13 protein-coding genes and 3 rRNA genes are annotated in these 23,788 nt (G+C 46.3%); 3 read left to right on the top strand and 13 right to left on the bottom strand.

The window, feature by feature from the left end:
• Window positions 1-214: 214 nt before the first annotated feature.
• Window positions 215-1,243 carry a LacI family DNA-binding transcriptional regulator gene (locus V6W81_RS03030; RefSeq protein ID WP_145052178.1) on the top strand — a complete coding sequence of 343 codons (1,029 nt, stop codon included), beginning with the start codon at window positions 215-217 and terminating at the stop codon, window positions 1,241-1,243.
• Between the two features lie 538 nt (window positions 1,244-1,781).
• Here V6W81_RS03030 and rrf read toward each other — a convergent pair.
• The 3 genes from rrf to V6W81_RS03015 form a co-directional block, all read right to left on the bottom strand.
• Window positions 1,782-1,898, bottom strand: a 5S ribosomal RNA gene (rrf, locus tag V6W81_RS03025).
• 81 nt (window positions 1,899-1,979) lie between these two features.
• Window positions 1,980-4,905: ribosomal RNA gene (locus V6W81_RS03020) — 23S ribosomal RNA — on the bottom strand.
• A gap of 304 nt (window positions 4,906-5,209) precedes the next feature.
• A 16S ribosomal RNA gene (locus V6W81_RS03015) occupies window positions 5,210-6,762 on the bottom strand.
• The 16S, 23S and 5S rRNA genes sit together here, the layout of an rRNA operon.
• Before the next feature lie 766 nt (window positions 6,763-7,528).
• Between V6W81_RS03015 and V6W81_RS03010 the strand changes: the two genes are divergently transcribed.
• Window positions 7,529-8,128, top strand: coding sequence for a DedA family protein (locus tag V6W81_RS03010; protein WP_128100163.1), 600 nt, complete (start codon window positions 7,529-7,531; stop codon window positions 8,126-8,128).
• Window positions 8,129-8,607: 479 nt separating this feature from the next.
• Here V6W81_RS03010 and V6W81_RS03005 read toward each other — a convergent pair whose 3' ends face one another.
• The 4 genes from V6W81_RS03005 to V6W81_RS02990 all read right to left on the bottom strand — a co-directional run bounded on the left by V6W81_RS03005 (window position 8,608) and on the right by V6W81_RS02990 (window position 13,441).
• Complete coding sequence (locus V6W81_RS03005; RefSeq protein WP_145053609.1) at window positions 8,608-9,249, bottom strand: sugar O-acetyltransferase; 642 nt, start codon at window positions 9,247-9,249, stop codon at window positions 8,608-8,610.
• A 272-nt stretch (window positions 9,250-9,521) separates the two neighbouring features.
• Window positions 9,522-10,532 (bottom strand): ROK family protein, encoded by a 1,011-nt coding sequence (locus V6W81_RS03000; protein ID WP_338541503.1) that lies wholly within the window; start codon window positions 10,530-10,532, stop codon window positions 9,522-9,524.
• A gap of 217 nt (window positions 10,533-10,749) precedes the next feature.
• On the bottom strand, window positions 10,750-11,949 hold the full coding sequence (locus tag V6W81_RS02995; RefSeq protein WP_338541502.1) for an MFS transporter: 1,200 nt from the start codon (window positions 11,947-11,949) through the stop codon (window positions 10,750-10,752).
• Between the two features lie 274 nt (window positions 11,950-12,223).
• Window positions 12,224-13,441 (bottom strand): TraB/GumN family protein, encoded by a 1,218-nt coding sequence (locus V6W81_RS02990; protein WP_338541501.1) that lies wholly within the window; start codon window positions 13,439-13,441, stop codon window positions 12,224-12,226.
• Between the two features lie 271 nt (window positions 13,442-13,712).
• Between V6W81_RS02990 and V6W81_RS02985 the strand changes: the two genes are divergently transcribed.
• Window positions 13,713-15,968 (top strand): alpha/beta hydrolase family protein, encoded by a 2,256-nt coding sequence (locus tag V6W81_RS02985; protein WP_338541500.1) that lies wholly within the window; start codon window positions 13,713-13,715, stop codon window positions 15,966-15,968.
• A 173-nt stretch (window positions 15,969-16,141) separates the two neighbouring features.
• On the opposite strand, the gene cydC is transcribed toward V6W81_RS02985, so the two are convergent.
• The 6 genes from cydC to V6W81_RS02955 all read right to left on the bottom strand — a co-directional run bounded on the left by cydC (window position 16,142) and on the right by V6W81_RS02955 (window position 23,568).
• Window positions 16,142-17,872, bottom strand: coding sequence for a thiol reductant ABC exporter subunit CydC (gene cydC / locus V6W81_RS02980; RefSeq protein WP_338541499.1), 1,731 nt, complete (start codon window positions 17,870-17,872; stop codon window positions 16,142-16,144).
• Window positions 17,869-19,695 carry a thiol reductant ABC exporter subunit CydD gene (cydD, locus tag V6W81_RS02975; protein ID WP_338541498.1) on the bottom strand — a complete coding sequence of 609 codons (1,827 nt, stop codon included), beginning with the start codon at window positions 19,693-19,695 and terminating at the stop codon, window positions 17,869-17,871. The genes cydC and cydD overlap by 4 nt, the downstream gene beginning before the upstream one ends.
• A gap of 15 nt (window positions 19,696-19,710) precedes the next feature.
• A complete protein-coding gene (locus tag V6W81_RS02970) occupies window positions 19,711-20,724 on the bottom strand; it encodes a cytochrome d ubiquinol oxidase subunit II (protein ID WP_239293106.1) in 1,014 nt (337 codons plus the stop codon).
• Window positions 20,724-22,088 carry a cytochrome ubiquinol oxidase subunit I gene (locus V6W81_RS02965; protein ID WP_338541497.1) on the bottom strand — a complete coding sequence of 455 codons (1,365 nt, stop codon included), beginning with the start codon at window positions 22,086-22,088 and terminating at the stop codon, window positions 20,724-20,726. Before V6W81_RS02965 ends, V6W81_RS02970 begins: the two co-directional genes overlap by 1 nt.
• A 374-nt stretch (window positions 22,089-22,462) precedes the next feature.
• Window positions 22,463-22,690 carry a DUF3221 domain-containing protein gene (locus tag V6W81_RS02960; protein WP_338541496.1) on the bottom strand — a complete coding sequence of 76 codons (228 nt, stop codon included), beginning with the start codon at window positions 22,688-22,690 and terminating at the stop codon, window positions 22,463-22,465.
• A 20-nt stretch (window positions 22,691-22,710) separates the two neighbouring features.
• Window positions 22,711-23,568 carry a DUF421 domain-containing protein gene (locus tag V6W81_RS02955; protein WP_338541495.1) on the bottom strand — a complete coding sequence of 286 codons (858 nt, stop codon included), beginning with the start codon at window positions 23,566-23,568 and terminating at the stop codon, window positions 22,711-22,713.
• Window positions 23,569-23,788: the final 220 nt, after the last annotated feature.

Below are 23,788 nucleotides of genomic sequence, written 5' to 3'. Positions count from 1 at the left end.
TAAAACACCTATAATTCTAGTGGAGTTCTATCATTTTTCCTGAATAACATAGCCATTCGCATTCATAGATCTGAAGCATATGTAGAGTGTTGTCCTTTATTTATAAGGGCTAACGGTTGACTCAGCTGGCATTGTAGCATAAAATACAGGCAGGAAAGTGAAAACTTACACAACTCAATCTATCGAAACCAGTTTAGGAGCCGGAGGATGTTTAATGAATATCAAAACGATTGCCAATATAGCCGGCGTCTCTGTAGCGACAGTCTCCAAAATAATTAATAACTATTCCGATATTAGCGAAGAGACCCGTCAGCGTGTACTTAAAATTATGGATGAGAACGGGTATCGGCCTTCCTCCTCTGCCAAAACGCTGGCCACGAAGAAATCTAATCTTGTCGGTGTAGTGTTCGCTGGCAAGCTCAATGTTGATTTTAGTCATCCATTTTTCGTGCAAGTCATTAACACGTTCAAGAAGCAAATAGGCTTGCTCGGCTATGATCTGCTCTTTTTTTCTAACGAAAAGTTCCTTGATCAGGGAGAAGATTATTTAGCTAGATCCAAATATTTTCAAGTCGACGGCTGCATCATCATTGCGGGTGATGAGGTGGAAAGTAGTGTGTACGACCTGGATGCGAGTCCCATCCCCTGCATTGGTATTGACATTGAATTAACGGGACAAGGCTCTTGTTACATCATGTCAGACAACGAGAAAATCTCGCCAAAGGTCGTTGAGCATTTCTATATGAACGGGTACCGGGACATTGGCTTCATCGGTCTACAGCGTGCTTCACTCGTCATGCAGCAGCGCGAGGATGCCTTCAAGCGCTCCCTAAAACAGTTTAGTCTTGATACCAAGCCTGAATGGATGGTATACAGCAAGGATTATGCTGCTGAGGACGGCTATCAGGCTGCAAAAGAAATGCTGGCTCGTGGTGAGCTGCCTCGTGCTGTATTTGCAGCTACAGATCTACTGGCATTCGGTGCCATGCGCGCCTTCAAGGAAGCAGGACTTCGTATTCCTGAAGACATTGCCATTGCAGGGTGTGACGATATCGAGGCTTGCCGCTATACAGATCCACCACTGACTACAGTTAAGCAAGATACGGACAAGATCGGCCGCCTGGCCGCCATGATCCTCTTTGACCTAATGAATAAGCAGATGGATAACCAATGCATCAAAGTGGAGCCAGAGCTTGTTGTGCGCCAATCTTGTGGTGTCGCGGTTCCTGGTATTGAAGCATGATGCTCATACTAGTAAAAGACACCGTGTGTGACCCCAACACGCGTTGCCCCGCTTGATAATGGATTGGGGGATTCATATCATTCTCTAACTAGGTTAAGTTAACTTTGCCTATGTTCATGCACGTTGAGGACATTATCGATTCTCCACAAATAACTAAAAAGAAGATCATAAACGCGACATTCGTTTACGATCTTCTTTGGGTAGTTTACGGTTCCACAACGTAAGTTTTACGAGCGTGCTAACAATCTTTAACCCCATGAATAATAACCAGTAAAATATAATCTAACCTATCTCTCTTGCCACTCAGTGTTATATAGCGCCTGGAGGTGGCTTTTATTGCTTTTAGTAAAGGGTAACTGATATAAATGGTCAAACTTTGTTAATGCTAGCCTCGGTGCATATAAAGGCTATATATATCGTATACGTTTGCAGATATAAAATAGATTTGATTAATGATTAAAGTAAACACGTGAAAATAATAAAAAAGACAATTAAATAAAAAAGGCACATTCGATTAATTTCGAATGTGCCTTTTGTTGCTTGGCGGCGTCCTACTCTCCCAGGACCCTGCGGTCCAAGTACCATCGGCGCTAGAGGGCTTAACGGTCGTGTTCGGGATGGGTACGTGTGGAACCCCTCCGCCATCGCCACCAAACGCATAGCTTAGCTTACCTTTCAGAGTATTGTTCTCTGAAAACTAGATTCGAAACGAACGTCTGCGATTCAAACGTGCTAATTGGATAAGCCCTCGACCGATTAGTACTGGTCAGCTCCATGCATTACTGCACTTCCACCCCCAGCCTATCTACCTCGTCGTCTTCAAGGGGTCTTACATACTGGGAAATCTCATCTTGAGGGGGGCTTCACGCTTAGATGCTTTCAGCGCTTATCCCGTCCGTACATAGCTACCCAGCGGTGCTCCTGGCGGAACAACTGGTACACCAGCGGTACGTCCATCCCGGTCCTCTCGTACTAAGGACAGCTCCTCTCAAATTTCCTACGCCCACGACAGATAGGGACCGAACTGTCTCACGACGTTCTGAACCCAGCTCGCGTACCGCTTTAATGGGCGAACAGCCCAACCCTTGGGACCTACTTCAGCCCCAGGATGCGATGAGCCGACATCGAGGTGCCAAACCTCCCCGTCGATGTGGACTCTTGGGGGAGATAAGCCTGTTATCCCCAGGGTAGCTTTTATCCGTTGAGCGATGGCCCTTCCATGCGGTACCACCGGATCACTAAGCCCGACTTTCGTCCCTGCTCGACTTGTAGGTCTCGCAGTCAAGCTCCCTTATGCCTTTGCACTCTTCGAATGATTTCCAACCATTCTGAGGGAACCTTTGGGCGCCTCCGTTACTCTTTAGGAGGCGACCGCCCCAGTCAAACTGCCCACCTGACACTGTCCCCGTACCGGATTACGGTACCAGGTTAGAACCTAGATACGATCAGGGTGGTATCCCAACGGTGCCTCCACCGAAGCTGGCGCTCCGGCTTCAAAGGCTCCCACCTATCCTGTACAGATCGTACCCAAATTCAATATCAAGCTGCAGTAAAGCTCCATGGGGTCTTTCCGTCTTGTCGCGGGTAACCTGCATCTTCACAGGTATTAAAATTTCACCGGATCTCTCGTTGAGACAGCGCCCAAGTCGTTACGCCATTCGTGCGGGTCAGAATTTACCTGACAAGGAATTTCGCTACCTTAGGACCGTTATAGTTACGGCCGCCGTTTACTGGGGCTTCGGTTCACAGCTTCGGATTGCTCCTAACCGCTCCCCTTAACCTTCCAGCACCGGGCAGGCGTCAGCCCGTATACTTCGCCTTACGGCTTCGCACAGACCTGTGTTTTTGCTAAACAGTCGCTTGGGCCTTTTCACTGCGGCCCCCTCGTGCTATTCACACTACCGGGGCACCCCTTCTCCCGAAGTTACGGGGTCATTTTGCCGAGTTCCTTAACGAGAGTTCTTCCGCGCGCCTTAGAATTCTCTTCTCGCCTACCTGTGTCGGTTTGCGGTACGGGCACCATCACCTGGCTAGAGACTTTTCTTGGCAGTGTGAGATCATGACCTTCGCTACTGTAATTTTCACTCCCCATCACAGCCCAGCCTTATGATGTGCGGATTTGCCTACACATCAGCCTCACTGCTTGGACAGACATCCATCAGTCTGCGTCACTACCCTACTGCGTCCTCCCATTGCTCATAACGGCTTACGGTGGTACAGGAATTTCGACCTGTTGTCCTTCGACTACGCCTTTCGGCCTCGCCTTAGGTCCCGACTTACCCTGAGTGGACGAGCCTTCCTCAGGAACCCTTAGGCTTTCGGCGGATCAGATTCTCACTGATCTTTTCGTTACTCATACCGGCATTCTCACTTGTATAATGTCCAGCGCTCCTTACGGTACACCTTCAACCCTTATACAACGCTCCCCTACCCCTGATGCAAAGCATCAAGCCATAGCTTCGGTGGTGTGTTTAGCCCCGTTACATTTTCGGCGCAGAGTCACTCGACCAGTGAGCTATTACGCACTCTTTAAATGGTGGCTGCTTCTAAGCCAACATCCTGGTTGTCTGTGCAACTCCACATCCTTTCCCACTTAACACACACTTGGGGACCTTAGCTGATGGTCTGGGCTGTTTCCCTTTTGACAATGGATCTTAGCACTCACTGTCTGACTCCCGGAAGTAAGTCTATGGCATTCGGAGTTTGACTGAGCTTGGTAACCCTTGCGGGCCCCGCACCCAATCAGTGCTCTACCTCCACGACTCTGTTTTCCGAGGCTAGCCCTAAAGCTATTTCGGGGAGAACCAGCTATCTCCGAGTTCGATTGGAATTTCTCCGCTACCCCCACCTCATCCCCGCACTTTTCAACGTGCGTGGGTTCGGGCCTCCAGTGCGTGTTACCGCACCTTCACCCTGGACAGGGGTAGATCACCCGGTTTCGGGTCTACGTCCACGTACTATGTCGCCCTATTCAGACTCGCTTTCGCTGCGGCTCCGGCTCTTCACCTTAACCTTGCACGGGAACGTAACTCGCCGGTTCATTCTACAAAAGGCACGCCATCACCCCTAAAACGGGCTCTGACTTTTTGTAAGCACACGGTTTCAGGTTCTATTTCACTCCCCTTCCGGGGTGCTTTTCACCTTTCCCTCACGGTACTGCTTCACTATCGGTCGCTAGGAAGTATTTAGCCTTGGCAGATGGTCCTGCCGGATTCATACGGGGTTTCACGTGCCCCGCACTACTCGGGATCCGTCTCGGAGGGAACAGACTTTCAATTACAGGGCTTTTACCTTCTTTGGCGGGCCTTTCCAGACCTCTTCGTTTAACCGGTTCCTTTGTAACTCCATGTGAGACGTCCCACAACCCCAAAGAGCAAGCTCTCTGGTTTGGGCTTCTCCGCGTTCGCTCGCCGCTACTGACGGAATCACTATTGTTTTCTCTTCCTCAAGGTACTTAGATGTTTCAGTTCCCCTGGTATGCCTCACACTAACCTATGTATTCAGTTAGGTGTAACTGGAAATTACCCCAGCTGGGTTTCCCCATTCGGACACCCCCGGATCAAAGCTTGCTTACAGCTCCCCGAGGCAGTTTCGTTGTTCGCCACGTCCTTCATCGGCTCCTAGCGCCTAGGCATCCTCCGTGTGCTCTTAGTAGCTTAACCATTCGCTCGTGTTCGAGCTGTCACTTCCCTTGTTTTGCTTGCGCAAAGCCAAAAGTCGTTCCATTTCGATCACTCGCTCCAGCAGTCTACCTTATAAAACACTTCACTTGTTTACACAAGATCAGCTTAAAGGAATGTTCTAATTCGCATTTTCGTTCGTTTCGATATCTAGTTTTCAAAGAACAAGCTCCATGCAAAAGCAAGCTGTTTGAGAGTTTGAGCTCTCAAAACTGAGCAACGAGTGAGTAGTTTGCAGCTAAGCTGCATATTTGAATGTTTCCACTCGGGAAACGATTCTCCATAGAAAGGAGGTGATCCAGCCGCACCTTCCGATACGGCTACCTTGTTACGACTTCACCCCAATCATCTATCCCACCTTCGGCGGCTGGCTCCTTGCGGTTACCCCACCGACTTCGGGTGTTATAAACTCTCGTGGTGTGACGGGCGGTGTGTACAAGACCCGGGAACGTATTCACCGCGGCATGCTGATCCGCGATTACTAGCAATTCCGACTTCATGCAGGCGAGTTGCAGCCTGCAATCCGAACTGAGACCGGCTTTGTTGGGATTGGCTCCACCTCGCGGTTTCGCAGCCCGTTGTACCGGCCATTGTAGTACGTGTGTAGCCCAGGTCATAAGGGGCATGATGATTTGACGTCATCCCCACCTTCCTCCGGTTTGTCACCGGCAGTCTATCTAGAGTGCCCATCCGAAATGCTGGCAACTAAATATAAGGGTTGCGCTCGTTGCGGGACTTAACCCAACATCTCACGACACGAGCTGACGACAACCATGCACCACCTGTCTCCTCTGTCCCGAAGGAAAGGTACATCTCTGTACCGGTCAGAGGGATGTCAAGACCTGGTAAGGTTCTTCGCGTTGCTTCGAATTAAACCACATACTCCACTGCTTGTGCGGGTCCCCGTCAATTCCTTTGAGTTTCAGTCTTGCGACCGTACTCCCCAGGCGGAGTGCTTAATGTGTTAACTTCGGCACCAAGGGTATCGAAACCCCTAACACCTAGCACTCATCGTTTACGGCGTGGACTACCAGGGTATCTAATCCTGTTTGCTCCCCACGCTTTCGCGCCTCAGCGTCAGTTACAGCCCAGAGAGTCGCCTTCGCCACTGGTGTTCCTCCACATATCTACGCATTTCACCGCTACACGTGGAATTCCACTCTCCTCTTCTGCACTCAAGTCACCCAGTTTCCAGTGCGATCCGGGGTTGAGCCCCGGGATTAAACACCAGACTTAAATGACCGCCTGCGCGCGCTTTACGCCCAATAATTCCGGACAACGCTTGCCCCCTACGTATTACCGCGGCTGCTGGCACGTAGTTAGCCGGGGCTTTCTTCTCAGGTACCGTCACCTCAGGAGCAGTTACTCTCCTAAGCGTTCTTCCCTGGCAACAGAGCTTTACGATCCGAAAACCTTCATCACTCACGCGGCATTGCTCCGTCAGGCTTTCGCCCATTGCGGAAGATTCCCTACTGCTGCCTCCCGTAGGAGTCTGGGCCGTGTCTCAGTCCCAGTGTGGCCGATCACCCTCTCAGGTCGGCTACGCATCGTCGCCTTGGTGAGCCGTTACCTCACCAACTAGCTAATGCGCCGCAGGCCCATCCTCAAGTGATAGATTGCTCCATCTTTCCAGTTTCCTTCAGGCGAAGAAAACAAGTATTCGGTATTAGCTACCGTTTCCGGTAGTTGTCCCAAGCTTGAGGGCAGGTTGCCTACGTGTTACTCACCCGTCCGCCGCTAACCATCAGAGAAGCAAGCTTCTCTTCAAGTCCGCTCGACTTGCATGTATTAGGCATGCCGCCAGCGTTCGTCCTGAGCCAGGATCAAACTCTCCAATAAAGTATTGAAAAGAGCGATTAGCTCATTTTGAATCTGACGAGATTAAAAATCTCAATTGTGCTTCGAAACCATCCAGTCCGAAGACGTGTACGATTTCTCAGCGTCGATCTTGCAAGCAAGATCGTTACTCACTCGTTGTTCAGTTTTCAAAGATCAAACTTTTCGTTTGCTACCGAAGTTGTTCGCTTCAGCAACTCTTATATATTATCACGTCCGAACCAACTTTGCAAGCTCTTTTTTTAAGTTTCTTTCGAAGCTCATTATGTTTGCTTGGCGCACCGTGTTTCTCGTGTTTTCTTGGCCGGAATAAGAATATATCATGAATCACAACCACTTGTAAAGAGTTAATTTCAAATCATTTAATTATATACCTAGATTACATCCATTATTATATCCTTTCTTCTATTATAAATACATCCTCATTAAACCTGATATCTACTATATCAACCGTATATAAACCTTTAATTCAACTCAAATACCTAAACGTTCAATCCTGTTGATTGCAGAAAGCCATAGAGAACGCTATGCAGAACACCAATCTCCGTCATATCACCCTACCTTATATTCATACTTCTATACAATAGATTATCACGATGGTTATTTCATCGTCTCTTCTATTAATGTAACTATCTTCATATAAATGATGTGAGTTTTGACAAGCTACTATCGCTATTGTTACCTTTATAGCAGAAGTGAGTATTTTCAATATCATATATAGATAAAAATGTAGTCCCAAAAAATAAGATAGACTCTTGGAGGGCGTAGCGTGACTCAATGGATCACAGAATTTATCCTTTTTTTCAAAGACTTGTCGTATGCAGGTGTGGTCATTGCTTTATCATTTGAATTTGTGCCTGCCGAACTCGTTCTCCCGCTTGCAGGTTACTGGGTTTACCTTGGGGACATGAATCTTATTCTTACGATTATAGCTGGTACGGTTGGAGGTACATTTGGTCCACTAACGCTGTATGCGCTTGGTCGGTTTGGCGGAAGACCCCTCGTTGAGAAATACGGTAAGTATTTTCTCATTCGCACACATCATTTAGAAGCTTCAGATCGTTTCTTTGAGAAATACGGCAGTGGGGTGGCCTTCTATGGGCGCTTCGTGCCAGGGGTAAGAACTTTGATATCTATCCCTTGCGGTGTTACCAAAATGAATGTTTTCAAATTCAGTCTGTATACCTTCTTAGCTATGCTGCCCATTACATCGCTTTATGTATATCTAGGCTTTAAGCTGGGCGCTCAGTGGGAGCATGTGGATGAAATTATCAAACCTTATATCCTACCGGCAGCGGCAATCTTTATTATTGGTTTTGGACTTTATGTTCTTATTAAACGCTTTAGAAAAGGACGCGTATCACAGTAAACAATTGATCGACTAACTGACTTGATAATCATCCAGTATATTGATTGATGGAACGTTAGAGACCTACGACCTGAATCTCGGTAACTCCTGCTGAGATAACAACGGTGTTGGATTATCTTTGAACTCCCGGTCTCGCTTCTCTACTCCGTCTCGTCACCTGGCATATTCGGTAAATAAGCAATTTGGCGGTTCCATATGATAGGGCGGCTCCAATACGAGTGTATGCATCCATTTGTAATAACGCAACGAAATAATTAAGCCCAGACTAACCGTGATGAGCGGTTGGCTGGGCTTAATTTATGCCTTACTATATTATTCGATTTACTCGAATACATAGGAACTTATTTTACAATCATATGACTCCACCAAGATTATGTTGATCAATGCCTCGCATTGCATCCCAATGGATTTAACTCATGCGAATAACGTCAAGACATATATGCCGCGCTTTCCTCAATTAGTTTCACCTTACAAAACGGTTAAGGTTCTAACACTTTACAATCGGCCATAATCTCCGGTTTGTATCGCATGCTGTCCGCTTCTGTGATTGGACGTATGACTTTACATGGAACACCAGCAGCTAATGAGTTTGCCGGAATATCACGCGTAACCACACTCCCCGCGCCAATCACACTTCCGCTTCCAATCGTAACGCCGCCACATACTGTAACATTGGCAGAGATCCATACATCATCACCAATTGTGACGGGTTTGGCGTAACATAACGATTTGATATCTCCATTTTGATCCAACATCTGTCTGCGCTCAGACGCAATAAAGGGATGAACGGGAGTCACAATGGTCACATTAGGTCCAAAGCTGACATAGTCACCTATCGTCACTTGTGCATCATCCTGTACTGTCAGATTGTAATTCCCGAAGAAGTGATCCCCAATACGAGTGTGTACCCCATAATGAAAGAAGATTGGACCTTGGATGAATCCCCCTTCCCCCTTAGCTCCTAACAACTGTTGCAAAATCAATTCCCGTTCTTCACTCTGATCCTCATACGTCAGGCTATATTGTTGACTTAGGTTGTGTGAACGGCGTTTGATTTCCTTCAATTCTGGATTACCTGGACTAAAAAGAATTCCCTTCCTGATCCGTTCTTCTTCTGTCATACTCCTAACCTCCACAGCGTATTGATGTTAGTCATAAGGTTACTATTTCATTGCAGCACTAAATACCAGCCGTGATAATGAATTCGAGTCACTTTCCTGTAAAAACAGATTCTTCGTAATGTGTGTTTACTAAGTGGTCGGACTAGCATCTTCTCAGCTACGAGGTCATCATAATTCCTGTAACTGGTTTCATGTCAATGACTGCTATGACTATAAAAAGTTAACTCATCGCCCGCACAAAGGACGTAAATCCACAGAACATCTTCTGTGGATTATATCGATTCCTCAAGGATCGTCTCCCTTAACTCTTGAAGAATCATCCATCTTAGTCCTGCATCAAAATCTTTTTGAAATGTCCCTTGGTACACAACTTCAGGAAACGTAGGCATTGGATGTTCCATCTGATACTGCTTCCATGCAGCCTCCAGTTGCTCTATCTCCACTCTCTCCTGATAAATAACAGTCTGATGTGGAGCTACAATAGCATTAATCGTTTGGATGATCTGGCAAACTTGCAGGAGAAACTCGTCATCGTTCATCTTAGCCTTCCAATTCGGCGCAGAAGGCAGATACTTGATTTCACCAGACATTCCATTCTTTCCTTGCATGATCTGTCCATTCAACATAATTCCAAGGCCAGGTGGATACCGATTAGGGAAGTAGATTCCGGTCACACACTGCTCTTTCATCTCCTCATGCTGAATGCAGTACCCGCTGATCGCAGCGTTAACGTCGTTCTCGACAAGAACTTTCAGACCGAATTCACTCTGAATATCTTGAATCAAACGTGAATTAATAAGTTCATCATGACTACTCACCGTAATATCGCCATCGACTGCTTGCCCTGGAATACCTATGCCGATCCGGTGAATAGAAGGGTATGACGTAACGCATTGTTTAATCAATTGAAGAATGTGTTGTTTATCCAAGACAGGAAGAATGCACTCTTCCTTAGACAGCACTTCATTTTCCAAGTTAATCACGGTTGCTGAGATTAGTTCTTCACCTTTCATTTCTCGGATATATAACACAAGTGCAAGTCTGTAATTATAATTGTATCGATACGCTTGCGCCGGTCTGCCGCCATTCGATGGAACTACTTTATCTTCAAATAACTCTCCACGATTACATAGTTCCTTCACCAAAGCGTTAATCGTCACCACACTAAGCTTCGTTAATGAAGCCAGCTGCGGCTTGGTCGCCGTTTCAATCTGTTGCATTACTTCACGTACATTATTTAGATTGATGTGTTTCATCAATTTTGCATTCGCTTTTTTCATCATCCGCTTGTTCCCACCTCAGTTCTTCACCAAACAAGAAGAAACAGCAGTACCATATCTTCCAACTTGTAAAACTTATTTTAGCACTTTTGCTCCTTTACTCAAACAAGTCATCCATTGACCGAACCGGCTTCACTTCAATAGGTTCTTTCGAAATAGACAAGCTCGCATAGGCACCCACCCAAATGATTGCCGCTAAAATAATGTATACCATATCTGCTCACCTCCCCAACTTGTGCGGCTTAAGAAGCAGACGATTCACTGTCTCTGCACTAAGCAACATAAGTACAAGTAAAATGAACACAACGATCGGAAAAGCTCCTGTACCTGTTCGCGCCGCCAGAATTCCGAACAATGGCGGAATCAAAGTCGTTCCGCTGTACGCAACGGCCATCTGGTAGCCCATTAACTTCGCTGAATTTTCTTTGCCAAATCGCGTAGGCGTTTCATGCAAGAGCCCTGGGTAGATCGGAGCGAGGCCAAGCCCCACCAGTACAAATCCCGCTACAGAAAACGTAGAAGGCAGTGGGAGCAATAAGATGATTCCGCCCGCTATCGTTACCCATTGTCCATACCGAATCAACAGACGATTTTGAACTTTCAATGTAATGAAGCCTGTAATCAACCTGCCAAATGTGATACCTGCATAATATAGTGAGATGCTCGTTGCAGCTACTTCCGCTGAAAGGCTCCTCGTGCCTACCAAATAACTGGCTCCCCATAATCCAACGGTGGTTTCCACCCCGCAATATAATAGAAAAGCTAGCAAAGACGGCTTAACTCCCCGTATATTCAGCACCCTCACCGGAAGACTCGTGTGCGACTGTTGCTCTGTCTCCACATGCTCTGGTTGTGATGATTCTCGCGTTGCAGCCACACGTTTCCATAGAGGCAAGGTTACGAGTAATACAACGACAAGTATCAATTGGATGATCGCAACGGCTGTATAACCGCCCCTCCATGAGTTATTGCCTGCGATATAACCGGCCATGATGATCGGCCCCATGGTAGCACCAATGCCCCAGAAGCAATGCAGCCAGTTCATATGGTGTGCTTGGTAATTCTCGGCTACATAGTGGTTCAATGCGGCATCTACCGCTCCAGCCCCTAGACCCAAAGGAATAGCCAAGAGCATAAACCAAACCATAGAAGGAGCCATCGAAAAACCAAACAATGAAACCGCAGTTAACAAACAGCTGAATAAGGTGATCTTTCCTGTCCCTATAGCTCGAATCATTCTGCCGCTTGCCAAACTAGAAACGATTGTCCCTCCAGCAATAATCATGGATATTAATCCTGCCGACCCTACGGAAGAGCCAATCTCCGGCCACATAACAGGCCAAGCAGAGCCAAGAAGTGAATCCGGAAGCCCCAGACTAATGAAGGCTAGATAGATTATGACCAGAAACCAAGTTGCCATGAATGTAACTCCCCTCTTTAAAACAAACACTAAATAAATATTCTTTATAAAGTTTATATTGTAAGTATGCGAGTGATGACAATCTTTTGTCAATATCCATTCATTGGATTGCTTGTGGTTGTGTTCAACATTCATTAACTATGTATGTTCATGAATAAAAGACCGGGGGTATTCACCCACGGCCTTTCACTCACTTTACCTTCACTAACAATGATCATTCATGTTAGGGAACGCTTATTCTTTTAAAATCATATAGCAACCTTGCTACTCCGCCCTACTTCCGCTCTACTGTATACCCTTTGTCTTCAAGAAGCTTCACGATTCCGTGCTCACCCAGATAGTGGGCTGCGCCAACGACGATGAAGTACTCTTCCCCTTTACCATTCTTCAGGTACCCGTCGATCTTATCCGCCATACCGATATTACGGTCAACCAGCATAGCCTTGTTGTACTCTTCATTGTCCGAGAAGCTGTTCGTCAGCTCAAGCAGCTGCTCGTCATCCCCTGTTTTCCACATCTCAGCCATTTGATTCAAACTCGTATCCAGTACATCGAAGTTATCAATGGTTGATTTGAGTGTTTCCTCTTGCAATTCTTTGGAGAAGTTGTCGAACATTCCAAGCTGAGATTCATAGGACTCCAGTTCAATCACTGGAATTTTGCGCTGTACTGCCTTCTGGATGAAATACAAATCCACACCTTCCGATGCTTCATATCCACCATCCACTGACTTCAGTCCTCCGAGTGTAATTTCTACCACCCATGGTTTGAATGTATCAAAAGCGTCCGGTTCAATACCATTTTCCTTCAAAAGTTTACCCAGACTTGCATAGGTTTCACTGGAGATATGGTCTTTCAGCGTTGTCCCATCCTGATAGGTGCCGAGATCAAGAATCATCTTCTGCTGCTCATCCGTAGCTGTGCTAATATCTACTTCTACACCCAGGTAGTCTGCTTCCGCAAAGGCTTCTTCAAATTCAGGACGCAGTGGATAGAAACTTTCATCCGCAACATGCATTGAACCTACGAGATAGACGGTATTACCGTTTTTCTCGACTTCCCACATAAAGCCGCGTCCACCAGTTTGGACCGTCTCAGTGTCTCCACCCTTGGATACAAGCAATACGGTACGGGTAGAGGAATCCCAGCGAACTTCATAACCCGCTGCATCACCAACGATACGAATTGGTGCATACGTTACCCCGTCGATCCGTGTAAGCTTGCTTTTCAGTGTAATCGTCCGGCCATCGACTACAGCCGTAATCGTATCATCCGTTGCCGTCGTCAGCTTCACATCCATCGCATCCAGCGTTGTACGCAGTGGAACAAGAGTCGTTCCTTTCTCAAGGATTGGTGCACCTGTAGCATATTGTACGGCCTGATCATTAACCTTGACGGATGTCTCCTGAGGCGCAGCCATAGCTGGTACGGCTGATGCGAGCAAACCTACCGATACGGTAAGAGATAAGAGCATGCGTTTCCAATTTTTCATATTATGTATTCTCCTTTGGGATGAGTATAGTTGCCAAACATTGATTTAATAGAATGGACATACTTAGTTCATACGGACACAGGTGGGAAAAGGTTCCATCATATTTCCGAATTAGCTCCTATTCAATGCAAAGTATGGATGTACGATAATTAATAATAACGTAAGAAAAATGACGGACTACAGCAAGAATCTTCTGTTAAACTCAGAGAGAAAGACAACCAACATTTGGATTGAAGTGTGACATACATATGCATTGAAAGGTGGAACATCCATGGAGAACACCGGCGTAACTGCCGAAGAAACAACCAATAAGAGGCCATTATTCTCTATTAAAAAGAAGCGGATTCCTTCTCTCACACCAGGCTGGAAAGGCGCTGTAACTGCTCTATCAATAGTGACACTGTCGTTGTACTTCGTTCAAGCCTATTATTATTTGGGATCACGAGGTGCAAGTGACTACTGGATTGGCAGCTTACTGTTCCTATTTGCAACATTAGCATTGACCGGAATCCTTACAGGACTTCTGCATTGGGGCAAAAAAACACCTTCACGTTACGTATGGGCCATGCTTACTTCGCTCTTGTTGCTTTTAATCAGCTTACTGGGTCCCATCCCCCTTACGCTGCTTGTTACGGTATGCATCCTCATTTCCTGTTCCGTGCTTGGCGCACTACTCTATCGATTCATCCATGGTGTCTACCGGGAAGCTGGAACTTGGAAGAAAGTTCGTGCGGCCTCAAGTGCTGCAATTACTCTCGTCTTCGTCTGCATGCTCGGTTATTGGATCGTTAGCGAAGGACAGAAGGAATTTGCTGCGCCCTACCCGTTGCAATCGGTCAAGCCTGCGGAAGCTTACACAACCCTATTAACCAATCCGGCAGAACCCGGAACAGCTTCCGTAAAATCCCTAACCTACGGGAGCCATTCGACGTATCGCGACGATCTGAGCATAGAAATGATGCTGACTACTAAATCTGTCGATGGATCAGCCTTTGTTGGTGATTGGACGAAAAGACGCACAAGCACGTTTGGTTTTGGCGCTGGCGCAATGCCATTAAACGGAACAGTCTGGTATCCCGAAGGCGATGGCCCTTTCCCGCTGGTGCTCATCGTGCATGGCAACCACCTTGCGACGAAATATTCAGATCCAGGTTATGCCTATTTGGGTGAATTGCTGGCAAGTCGCGGACATATTGTCGTTTCCATTGATGAAAACTTTCTTAACTCCTCGCCATTTAACGAATTGTTTGTGTTCAAACCCCTACAAGGGGAAAATCGGGCGCGGGGATGGCTGCTGCTGGAACACCTTAAGGTGTGGGAAGGATGGAATAATGCACGAGATAATCCATTTTATAATAAAGTCGACATGGAGCGGATCGCTCTGATTGGACATTCACGGGGAGCTGAGGCCGTAACCACAGCAGCGACATACAACAAGATGACATCTTATCCTGAGAACGCCAACATCAAGTTTGATTACAATTTCAACATCCGATCCATTGTCTCCATAGCTGGTACCGATGGGCAATATAAACCGGCAGGACAGCCCATGTCCTTAAAAGACGTGAATTATCTGGCTCTGCATGGCACCCACGATATGGACGTCACCTCGTTTGTCGGAACGAGCCAGTACTACCGGACTGAATTTACGGATCGCAGTAGTGAATTCTTCAAATCTTATGTATACATATATGGAGCAAATCATGGACAATTCAACACCGAGTGGGGCAAACATGACGGTGTCGGGTTGGGCAACAAGTTGTTCAACACAGCTGGGCTTCTACCACAGGATCAGCAATTACAGGCTGCTAAGGTGCTCATCTCCTCCTTTCTAGAAGCCACCCTTCAGGAGAACACTTCATATCAGATGGTGTTTCAGGATCTCGGATACGCCAGAGACTGGCTTCCCGAGACGATGTATATCAGCAATTATTGGGACACAAATACGTTAACCATTAGCAGCTATGATGAGGACAGTGATCCAGGGACAACCACGTTGCCAGGAGGAAGCTTAGAAGGAGAAGGACTGAAGACATGGAAAGAGCAGAACGTCGAGATGGGACATACAACCGATCCATATAACGCCGTTGCTCTGGCATGGGATCAGACAGCAACGTCCTCCACTCCTGTATACAGGGTAATTCTACCTGATCAAGGCATTGACATTTCGAATCAGAGTTCTATTGTATTCTCCATCGCTAATACAGAAGCTGACCATGATGTAGAGGGTGCGGATACGCCGGTGGATATTACCATCGTCGTTGAAGACGATCTCGGTAACACTAGCCGTTTACCGCTGAGTAGCGTCTCTCCGCTACTGCCAATGTTCGAAGGAGCTCTGGCGAAGTCACCATTTGCATTGTTCCAGACAACGAAGGAGCCGGTGTTCCAGAACTATGCCTTCCAACTGGCTGATTTCATTGCAATGAACCCAGATCTCAACCCGGAGCAGATCAGAAAGATTAGCTTTGTGTTCGATCAAACGGAGAAAGGTAGCATTATGATTCGGGATATTGGTGTTCGGTAATCATTTCTTATGCGTATGACTGTATCCTATGGATAAAAAAAACACTCAACTTATTCGCGATGTGCCGTGAATGAGTTGAGTGTTATTCATTTTGCGCTCATAAAGTCCGTTCAGTCACCTACAACTAAACGTTATCAACGAATAGGCTTCATAAACATAAACAATCATCAAATCTACGTGCTCGGTTGATCTCCAATCATTTGCAGCTCAATGTTCTTCATCTCATAAAAGTAGCCTTTACGTTCCATCAGCTCCGTGAAGGAACCCATCTCCACAACCTTACCTCGATCCATGACCACAATCTGATCCATCTTCTCAAGTCCTGTAAGCCGATGACAGATGAGAAGAAGTGTATCATCAGCTGCCTGTGCGAAGACCTGCTGCAACACGCGTTGTTCTGTCACATAATCGAGCGAGGATGTTGGTTCGTCCAGAAGCCATATGCGTCCGCTCCGCAGCATGACTCTTGCTAGGGCCAGGCGCTGCTTCTCGCCATCGGATAGATTCTCACCCTTTTCATACACTGGATCACTGAGTGACATATTGGGCAGTTGCACTTTATTCAGTACAGCCGCTAATTGTTCGTCAGTATGCTCTTCCCCGTTCAGAAGCAAGTTATCCCGAACACTTCCCTTAAAGAAATGACTTTGCTGTAAGACAACGTTTGCTGTCCGCCATATACTCTCTTCATCTAGCTCACTTAGCGAAACATCATTCAACTGGATATCACCAGACGTTGGCTCGCGTAGTTTAAGTAACAGATCCACAATGGTAGACTTCCCTGATCCGCTGGGTCCGACAATCGCTGTTTTGGAGCCAGGTGGAAAAGTTATCGAAATATCATTCAATGCAGCTCTCCACTCCCCCTCATATTGAAAGGTAACGTGAGATAATTGGACTGAAACTGCCTGTTCGGTAGCGCACTGTCCACCTGGTTGTGCAGGCTGCACATCGGAACTCTGAACCGTCTCGGTGAGTCGTCTGGCTGCATGTTCACTATCCTGTTTATACACGGGCAATACAGCCATCGCTGTTGCTTCTTCAAATACCGTCTGCGTAGCCAGGATCAGCATGGCGAGATAAACGCCAGCAAGTGACCCACCCATAATCAGCCATGCACCAACGACCAGCACACCCCATGTCACGAGATAGGTTACAAAAATATGCATAGATTGCCCACGTAGCAGATGCCCTGCTGCTCTTTGCTGCTCCAATGCCAATGCGGCGGAAGCCTGCTGGAGCTGTTGCTCCCGTTGCTCCAATTGCCCATATACCTTTAGATCGCGGAAACCATACAATACTTCGGTTACTTCTGTAGATAGCAATGCCCGTTGCTGGCGCACACGACCATGTATTTTACGCTGCCCGAGCAAAACAATACCTGGTACAACAAATGCCGTAATTAACATGCCTAGCACGAGCAAGCACGCAACCCAGAGCGAATAAACGGATGTAAACAGCACGGTAGACAAAAACACCATAACGACGATGATCGGCGGATACGCAACACGCAAAAAATAATTTTGCAAGCTTTCTACATCGCCAACGATTCGTGCAAGCAGATCCCCACTTCGGTTTTTATTCAGTATGCCTGGTGTTATGGGAATGAGTTTGGCAAAAAAGGAGGTGCGTAAACGGCTCAACATGGAGAACGTCGCTCTGTGTGAGTACAATCGCTCCCCATAACGGCTCGCCGCTCGAACAAAACCGAGCAATTTGACCATGGAGGTAAGTACAATCAAGGTGTAAAGAGGCGGCGCAAATACGGTTTGCGCAATCATATACCCACTGGCGGAAAAGAGACCCACACCAGCTATGCCTGCAATAAATCCACCCAAAATAGAGAGTAAGATGTCCTTGCGCTCCTGGATCATGGCCTTGGACATCATAGCTAGTTCATTCATGTTAACCCTCCTTTTCGTTGAATATGAACCATCTCAGCATACTGAGGTAGTCGCTCTAGCAGTTCTTCATGTGGTCCGGAGTCTATTAATGCACCATTCTCCATGAATAAAATGCTGTCCGCCTGTTGAATCGTATATAATCGGTGAGCTACCGTAATCATCGTTGCCTTCTCTGTCAGGGATGCAATCGAACGTTGCAGTATTCGCTCAGTGTGAACATCTAGTCCCACCGTTGGTTCATCAAACAAGATGATAGCCGGTCGTTTCAGGAAAGCACGTGCAAGAGCAAGCCTTTGCTTCTCCCCGCCAGATAATCCCCTGCCTCCTTCACCAACATAGGTATCCAGCCCTTGCTCCAATTGGGCAGTGACCACACCAAGTCCTGCTTCCTCAGCTGCTTGTTCAATGTCGGCTCTAGATATATTTGCCCCCGAACCAATCGCAATGTTCTCAGCCAATGTACCTGCGAAAATATACGGATGCTGAGTAATATAACTCACCTGCTCGAACCAGGCAGCCTCATCATATGTGGACAACGGACGTCCATTAATCAGAACTTCCCCTGACGTCGGTTTTAATAATCCGGAGATCAGATGTAGCAGAGTCGTTTTGCCAGAGCCGCTTTTGCCAACAATCGCGATATGCTCTCCTGGTTTAATGGAGATCCTCTTCGCCTCAAGTTCAAACGAATCCGGTGCATACCGAAAATGGGTATCCATTAGATCGATAGACGGTGGCATAGGTGTCAGCACTGGATGTTCAGTCGACGACAAGGGTTCCAATTGAACCTCAGCCATCACATCGGTATTCTCACTCTTATTGTTATGAGCTACCTTTTCGCCATCGCTCTGTGCACTCGTCGTATTCGTGTCTGCAAGCATTTGCTCCACCTTGCGAATCGCCCCCATACTGGTTCTACCGCTATGAAAAGCGGTTCCTGTATTTTTCAGCAGGCTGTAAAACTCGGGAACAAGTAACAACACCAGAAAGGCCGTGTGGAACGTTAGCGCCTTGAACACTAGCAACTGAATAGCCAGTTCAAGAGCGACAATACCGATGCCTAACATGACGATTGACTCCAGCATGAAGGTGTTCGTAAACGCAATTTTCAAAATGCCCATTGTTGTATCACGGTACCCCAGGCTGCTGCGTTCAATCTGCTTATGCTGACGATCAGCCTTACCAAATATTTTTAATGTAACTAGTCCTTGCAGCGAATCCAGGAATGTACCGGAAAACTCAGCTAGTTGCGCATATTTTTCCTCAGACTTGTTCTTGGTCTGCAATCCGACCAAAATCATAAATAAAGGGATAAACGGAGCGGTGCAGAGCAGAATCCACCCCGTGTTAGCATGTTGGGTAAATGCAACAACTAGGATCAGAATCGGAATGATCGCTGCCTCCATCATGCGCGGCATGTACTGACTGAAATAACTATCCGCCTCATCTACCGCATCCAGCGCAACACTGACCTTCCCTCCCGTCTGTCCGTGCAGGGTTGAAGACATGGAAGCATGGGTCAGGTTTTGCAGCACCTTAGCTCGCATATGCGTCTTGGCCTGGGCAGCCATATGCAAGCCGACCTTTCCATTGCCATACGATAACAGCGTGCGCAGAGCCATAACAGCCAGCAATATACCGAGCAGCATCACTACTGATGCAAAGGAAGCTTTCTCTACAAAGATTCGCTGGACTGCTTCAGCCATAAGTGTAGCCTGGCTTATAATCGCTATTCCCAATGCCAGAGACATAAGCGCAAGGAGAAGCCTGCTTCTTCGATGTAATGACATTTGCTGAGCAATCAGACTCGATTTCCTTTTCACAGTACGCTCCTCCTTTTATTTTTTCCCTTTGACGTAATCCGCATCGAAAAGGAACAGCTTGAAGACCAGAATAAGAGATGGAATCAACAAGCACAGCCCCCCGATAAATACAACGACAAGTGCGAAGCCCATGGCTGGTGATGTCGCGCTACTCTGAATCGTGATATAGGGATCAAGAATATAAGGATATTGACCAATCCCGTAAGCGAAAAAGGCACAGAAAAATTGAAGCATGATGCAAATAAACGCAAGTCCATATCTACGTCCGTTATACAGCAGCCACATAGCAACCATGAAGAAAGCAACGGAAAGTGCAAGCAGCCACCATAGATCCATCATATTTTGAAAATGACGCTCATTGTGTTGACCCAAATATATGAATGCAGTCAGTGCGAGAATGATGGTCGGTGTACTCCAGAACAAAGCATAGTTCCGCATCAGCTTAAGTGCCCCTTGATCCTCAGCCCGTGATGCATAAAAGGTTAGAAACGATCCGCTGATAAATAGGACAGAGACAATCGCCAGTCCAACGATGCTCCACGATAATGGGTTGGTAAACAGCGCCCAATAGTCCAGTGTAACGGTCTCGCCTTGTTTCAAAATAAATCCACCTTCCGACAATGTCAGTGCCACGGACAGCGATGCAGGAATAAGCAAACCGGTAGCTCCGTATAAGAACAGGTACACGATATTGTTTTTGGAACCATAATTCTCAAAAGCATAGAACGAGCCACGAATGGCAAGCAGAATGATGGCAATACTCCCCGGCACGATCAGTGCGGCGCCATAATAGGAAGCGGTGTCCGGGAAAAACCCGACAATACCGATGTAGAAAAATACAAAAAACACATTGGTGATCTCCCAGACGGGCGATAGATAACGGGAGATCAGACGATTAATCAAGTGATCCTGCTTCGTCAAACGAGCATAGAAGGCAAAAAACCCTGCGCCGAAATCAATAGAAGCTACGATGAGATAGCCATACAAGAACAGCCAGAGTACCGAAATTCCGATTAATTCATAACTCATCAGGCATGCCCTCCTTGATCCGCAGATTGATCCTGTTTCGCCTTCATCCATTTCTCCATCTCAAGATCAGCAGGATTATTGTTAAACAGACGTCTTAATACAAGAACACATATAACTCCGAGCACGATGTACAACAGTAGGAAAACAAAAAATAATACTCTCACACTTGGGGATGTAGTAGCCGCTTCTTCCACCCGCATATAACCTCGAATGATCCATGGCTGTCGTCCCACCTCTGCATAGAACCAGCCCATCTCAACGGCAAGAAACGCAAGTGGAGCACTCAGCGCGACGAGGCGAAGCATCCAATGGTTGAACTGATTACGCTTCTTCCAGAACACCAACAGGAAATATAGACTGGAGATCGCAAGTAGAGCGAATCCAATTCCAGCCATCACATCGAATAAATAATGCACCAGCAGTGGCGGCTGTTCATCCGGTGGAAATTCATTCAGCCCCGTCACTTCGGCGTTAAAGTCTCCAAAGGCGAGGAAACTGAGCAATTTAGGCAAGTGAAGAGCCCCTATAATCTCATGTTCCGCGTTCAGCCATCCGAGTAAAATTAAATCTGCACCGCTCTCTGTCTCAAAATGCCATTCTGCTGCAGCAAGCTTCTCCGGTTGATGTTCAGCCAAAAATTTGGCAGATACATCTCCAGCGAGTGTGTTCAGCAAGCTGAATACCAAAACAACAGCCATCATCAGATTCAAGCCTTTCTTGTGGTACGCAGAAACACCTTTTCTCAGCATGGCAAGGGCAGCAATCCCGGCCAGCAGAGCCGCTCCCGTCAAATAAGCTGAGCTTAACACATGGAATACCTTGGAGAACGTTGCTGTGTTCAGCATCGCTTGCACAGGGTTAACCGCGATGAACTGGCCTGCCTCCATGACAAATCCTTCAGGTTGGTTCATGAATCCGTTCACGGTTGTAATAAAAACAGCCGACATCCCTGCTCCGGCCACAACCGGAATGGTTAACAACCAGTGAATATACGGGTTCTTGAATCGATCCCACGTATACAGATAAATGCCTAGGAAGATCGCTTCGAAGAAGAACGCGAACACTTCCATAAATAATGGTAATGCAATGACATTTCCGGCTAACTTCATGAAATTCGGCCATACCAAGGCAAGCTGTAGAGATATCGCTGTTCCTGTCACGACACCTACCGCCACGGAAATGACAAATCCTCGTGACCACCTTTTCGCCATAAGTATGTAATGGTTATCCTTCTTCCGAATGCCAATGAACTCAGCAATAGCAATCATTAGAGGCACACCTACGCCAAGTGTTGCAAAGATCACGTGGAATCCGAGCGTTAAGCCTGTCACAAGCCTGCTCCATAACACCGTATCTAACTCCATACCTCTGTCACCTCCGTTTTCATTTTTCACTTAAGAACCCAATACAGATAAAGTACGAGAAAAATTTCACATATCAAGATGCAAGGATGCATTCCGAAATCATCAACATGATTACTGCTTAAATTATCCCACTCTCGCAGTCCTATACATCCCATGCCAATATATAAAATTATTATATCTGCAATTGTGAATGATACAATTGCAGTCACTTCCTTGACATGAAATAGACAAGGAACAGTCACCCCTTTTCAACTAATCTATGAAAATGAACTAAATTACCCTTTAGAGCTATTGACTTGTTTATCCGCAGGGCTTGGCATATCTCTGAAGCACAAAAAAGCCGCTAATCATAGGATTAGCGGCTCTTTACACGTTTACTTCACTCGTTCAACTTTGGTTGCTTTCCCTTGTATGGGGTTGCTCTCTTCATACATACCTGTTGTCCATACCCTTACTTCGTCACCAACTTCAGCGTGATAATTAATGCCTGAAGTGACAAGTCTATACTGTTGCTCAGCATGATCACTCGTGGTAACAGCTATCGTTATCGTTGACTGATCTTTTGCCAGAATGACTGCTTCAAAATCTTCTTTTGCCTTCATTTCATTTTGAAAAGGTGTAATTATTGTTGTTTTTGATAAGCATGCATTGCCGTTTGAAATTGGTCTAGTGCTTCTTGGTATTTGAGGCGATCCTTATCGTTGGTGGCAAGTTGTTTTTTCATCATTAAATCGTCCTGTAGTCTTTTAACTAATTCCGTTATTTGATCCTTTGGATTGGAATTTGCCGCTTTAGGTAACGAATCTGCACCCGTCTGTATTGTAAGTTCACCCTTGCTATCCACCTGACCAATAAAAACTTGTCCCAAATTCAAACCAAGCTTGCGCAGCTCTTTTTGTACCCACTCTTCGTTATGTCCTGTTACTTGTAAAGTATCTGGCAAGATATGCCCATCCATGATGATCGTTCTTGGTTCCTGTTCAGCAGAAATCTGATAGCCCAACGCATTGGCTGTAAGGGGCTGGTATTCATTTTTTAACATGACACTGATATCTCCACTCTGTTCCATTACGGCAAACTCCACATCGGCAACTCGAAATACATCTTTTTTACGAAGCTGCTCCAGAAATTCATCAATCGTCAAGCGTTCTTTCGCTAGCGCTTTTTCGATCACTGCTCCATTTTCAATAAGAATTGTTGATTTCCCGTCCACAATATCTCGAAACTTTTTACTTTTCATCGTTAAGTACTCTGCACCTGCAGACACGGCAACCCATACAAATACCGCAAGAAAACCTAAATACCACTTCGTATCTGTATCTAACGAAATATACCCCACCAAGTTACCTAAGGTAATCCCCGTAATATACTCAAATAAAGATAATTCAGAAATTTGGCGCTTTCCTAGAATTTTCGTAATGAAAAATATAACTGTGACTGCAGATAACGTTCGAAATGTGACCTCTAACCATTCTGGCACGTTGGATGCTCCATTCCTGTGGATTAACTGTGTTGGTGACGCTTGTAAAGGTTATAATTACCACCACATTCATGATGTATGCATAGAACATGACAGGCTTCCAATTCGGATGACTGAGTATCTGTCGAAATAATCAATACATACATTGCAAAAGTATAGCTTTTCGTTGCATAGCACAATTTGAAAGCGTATTCCATTTCAATAAACTGGATAATGATAA

It is taken from the genome of Paenibacillus tundrae, assembly GCF_036884255.1.
Classification (GTDB): Bacteria; Bacillota; Bacilli; order Paenibacillales; family Paenibacillaceae; genus Paenibacillus.
This window is presented reverse-complemented; position numbering and strand designations above follow the sequence as displayed.